Source organism: Tropicimonas marinistellae (genome assembly GCF_001509585.1).
GTDB classification, from domain to species: Bacteria; Pseudomonadota; Alphaproteobacteria; order Rhodobacterales; family Rhodobacteraceae; genus Tropicimonas; species Tropicimonas marinistellae.
In genome coordinates this window covers 1-3584 of record NZ_LNCI01000029.1, presented here as the reverse complement: position 1 = coordinate 3584, position 3584 = coordinate 1, and the positions used below count along the sequence as shown (strand labels likewise).

The window sequence follows — 3584 nt, the reverse complement described above, 5'->3', positions numbered from 1 at the left end:
ACTGGTAGCGGAACCGAGCGTGTTGCCAATCCTTCAAAGCAAGATCTCCACAGCAACGACCCATTACTTCGACCGCGGAAAGAGTGCACTGACCGATTCGAAACATGCTACGAGATCGCGGCGAAAAGTCTGCTGTCGCAAATATCTTTCAGCCGTTTCTTCCCACGCGTGTGCAAGCTCACGCACGTATTTGCCATCACGAATATTTTGAAGTCTACGCACCCGCATTGAGAACCCTGGAGGAGGTATTAATCCGGGAAGCAACTTGAAACATACGGAATCCTCTATTCCCAGCACTCTAACCGTCTTCGGTCGCATTATGGCCGGCCCCACCATGCTCATGTCGCCGCGAAGAACGTTCAGTAGCTGGGGCGTCTCGTAAAAACCCGTGAAGTCCAAGAACCTGCGAATGGCCAAGCAGCCGCCTTCCATGTTGGGCGGCCTGCTGAGTCTGAACATGCCAAACTTTCGCCCTCCTTTACCAACAACGGGTTCGCGAATTAGCACGGGTTCTCGGCTCGCAACCAATACGGCGGCAACGATCATGATGAATGGCATCAAAGTAAGCAGCGATATCAACGCGAACACGATGTCGAATACTCGCTTGTACGTGGTCATGTACAGCGTCTGACCCGTCAGCTGTCGGTTGATCCGGGGCGCGCCGACAAAAAACAGGCCCAGCCCATGTCGGATCTTTCCTGAATACGTCTCCGTTTCGTTAAGTGCAGAAAGCCACTCCTCTTCGAATTGCTCTCGATCCTTTTCGGGAAGTTTCTGAGAAGCCATGATGACGAGTCGCCGTGCCCACTTGGGAATGACGACCTTGGCATCCTCACCGAAGACCAATCCGAGCACTGTGACAATCAGGATGATAAGGTAAGTCACGACGCACCTCCGACCGCGACACCAAGGATTGGGAGGGGCGCCGGTGTTGGGTCGCGGAACCCGAACCGGGAGAGCTCCATCGTGGCTTGTTGCTGGCCGTACGCCGTCAATCGATAGAGGCGCCGACGCGGTCGGCCGATCTCGGATGGAACGACCTCTTCCTCCCATCGGCTTGTGAGCAAGCCCTGTTCCGCAAAACGCAACAGCATTGGGTAGAGCGTTCCAGACCCAACTCCAATCGCCTTTGTAATCTCAGCGCCAGAGACTTCCCTGGCTGGGTCAGACAGAAATAGAGCGAGAACCTGTAGACCCTTGTTGGATAGCCGCATGCCGTTCCTCGTTGCTCAGTACACCCAATATCGTAAGTCGACATAGGGTCAAGGTCAAGTCGACATAGGGCTGCGACATCGGTGATCATGGCCAGATCGCGCTGGTAGCAACCTCAATCGGACAACCTGAGAATGCTGATGCTAGTTGACGTCCTGAACCCTCGAAGGCGGCTCGGGAGTTGATCGTCAGCAACCGCGATCTGTAGTGCTCGCTACCATAAGGCCGAGGCTCTGGCGGCGCGCCACGGTGGATTGCAGGCGAGGCAATCTCGAAAGCGCAAGATTGAGCAACACAGATGTTCGTGCAATGTTCCTAGCGTGCCGCTCTACCTCCACATCAAGTGCCTTTGTGGCCATTGGGGCAGAGTCACTGTTCCAGACGGGGCGGTGACAATCACTCCCGGCATGATCGAAGCTCTTAAACCGAGATTGAAGTGCACGGCCTGCCGACCGCGCGGTCCCGTGACCGATGTTGTGGTTGGATACGACGCCGGTGGGAACGCGATGGATGGGACGGGGCGGAAGGCCTATGAACGGGACTGATCGCGACGTCTTAACGCGTTGCCAGTTTCCTTGTTTGTTCGCGGTCTGAGAGGGCCATATCCGCCTCTCGTTTGCGGCACAATCTCTATCCAGATCAATGGATTAAGGAGTTCGTAGCTCGTTTAAGCCCAAGATTTCGGCGGTTCGAGGCCTACTACATATGTATAGCTGTGCACTTCAGGTACGGCAAGCGGCACGCGGATGCCGCAGACGGCTAGAGAAACGAGGCGGATAATTTCCGCACCGTGGCGGTATTCGATTGCGGCGCAAACAAAGCGAGCAAGAAGCGGTGTTGGATTGCTGTTTCGGGGGTGGATAGACGATACGATTTACATCCAATCAAAACTATCTATTGGCGTAAAGATGTCAATTTCGAGTTCGCTCACCTCACGAACTGCAGATCTTGTTACTGCATCTCTCTCTCCATCCAGGCACTTCTTGATCTCAATCTTTTCCTGCTTGAGCTTGTCCAAAATTCGGTCAAACTTGGAATCAACCTTCTCAATCAGATCTTCCGTATCAACACCCTTGGTCGACTTTATTCGCAGCTCTTTGGCGTATTCTCTCAATTGAGGGCGGTAACTGTCTAGCTGGTCATCGATGACGGCCTGGATGCCTGCGCGCTCAATGTTCTCGTTGTTAGTCTTTAAGAGTTCAATCCAAAAGGAAAAGAGGTTTGCTCCTTTTCCGAATTGGTGAGATTCTGTGCTGATTATCGAGTAAACATTTTCCGCTTGCTTGGTCGCGCGTTCCAATTGGAGTTCGTTCTCGAACGGTGTTCTCGAAACCGAGATTCCTTCCTTTCGGGCGGCCTGAACAAGGGATTTTGTTGATTCCCTGACATCCTTCTGCGCTTCTTCAAGTTCCAGAAAGTTAAGCTTGCCGCCATCAAGTTGCTCGTGGAGTTCTTTGGTGTTATTCTTCAAATCGCGCAACTCGGACCTGAGGGATTTTTCAGAATCCGCATCAAGGTTCTTCAAAACCTTCGCGGCGACAGCTTGAGAAACGTCCCATGCTTTTTCACTTTTTTTGACAACCTTGTAACCATCTCCGATTGTGTCCAGATTCTGCGATAATAAATCAAATGACCCCCGATCCTCTTTTAGGGATGAAATTTGGTCTTTAATCTTTTTAAGGTCTGATCTGTCATACGGGCACTCATTATCAATAATTATGAAGCTGTAAGTATATTCGTAGGCCCTGAGTGAACCTTCGGTTCCGTACTCGCCGCTAAGGGTTACAGTAAACGTCTCATCATCCTCATTCTCATCATCGTCGATTGCAGTAACTGAAAAAGATTTAAACCCGCCAACCTGCGAGCCACTTATTTTTTCGACGTTGAAATCGGATTTTTTCGCCGATCCTTCCTCAAACGTGACATTGTACGACCAAAATGTCGTTATGCCGCTGCCGTATCCCTCGGTAACGCTTATCGTTTCTCCTTCGAAGATGTGCTTTTCAAAAAACGACTGTCCCATAACTTCGTTCGCTCCATTTATTGTTGTTGGTCAGCGGAGCCATCCTCCCAAATGGTGCACCACTGGACGCCAAACACAGTGCCCGAAAGGCTCCAAAACCAAACACAACTATCGCAAAACAAGCATTATTGAAACATAGTCGAAGTATCGCACTTGGATCAAGGTGCGCGGCGCGAGTTGGTCAACCGAATGCCCGAACCAGCTTGAGAACCGAAGTTGAAAATGTCGGTGTAGTCTCGGCACTCGTCCTGGGGAATGTGCCAGGAGCGGCAGACGACAAGACGGCAGGTTAACTTTTCTTGCCCCTCAATCTCCACGCCTGGTGTCAATGTGGCCACGTCGGCAGCGT

4 protein-coding genes are annotated in these 3584 nt (G+C 51.7%); all 4 read right to left on the bottom strand.

The window, feature by feature from the left end:
* Window positions 1-63: 63 nt before the first annotated feature.
* Window positions 64-885, bottom strand: a complete 822-nt coding sequence (locus ARC39_RS25050; RefSeq protein WP_068119595.1) for a sugar transferase — start codon at window positions 883-885, stop codon at window positions 64-66.
* The gene (locus tag ARC39_RS26535) at window positions 882-1214 is read right to left on the bottom strand and encodes a PadR family transcriptional regulator (protein WP_078059470.1); all 333 of its coding nucleotides are present in this window, start codon (window positions 1212-1214) and stop codon (window positions 882-884) included. Before ARC39_RS26535 ends, ARC39_RS25050 begins: the two co-directional genes overlap by 4 nt.
* A gap of 872 nt (window positions 1215-2086) precedes the next feature.
* Window positions 2087-3235, bottom strand: a complete 1149-nt coding sequence (locus ARC39_RS25040; RefSeq protein WP_068119590.1) for a hypothetical protein — start codon at window positions 3233-3235, stop codon at window positions 2087-2089.
* Between the two features lie 158 nt (window positions 3236-3393).
* A partial coding sequence (locus tag ARC39_RS26350) for a hypothetical protein (protein WP_236545404.1) occupies window positions 3394-3584 on the bottom strand: 191 nt, incomplete at its 5' end.

Excerpts from the sequence above, each read along its gene's own strand:
- ARC39_RS26535 (WP_078059470.1), bottom strand. The coding sequence starts at position 1,214 with ATGCGGCTATCCAACAAGGGTCTACAGGTTCTCGCTCTATTTCTGTCT.
- ARC39_RS25040 (WP_068119590.1), bottom strand. The coding sequence starts at position 3,235 with ATGGGACAGTCGTTTTTTGAAAAGCACATCTTCGAAGGAGAAACGATA.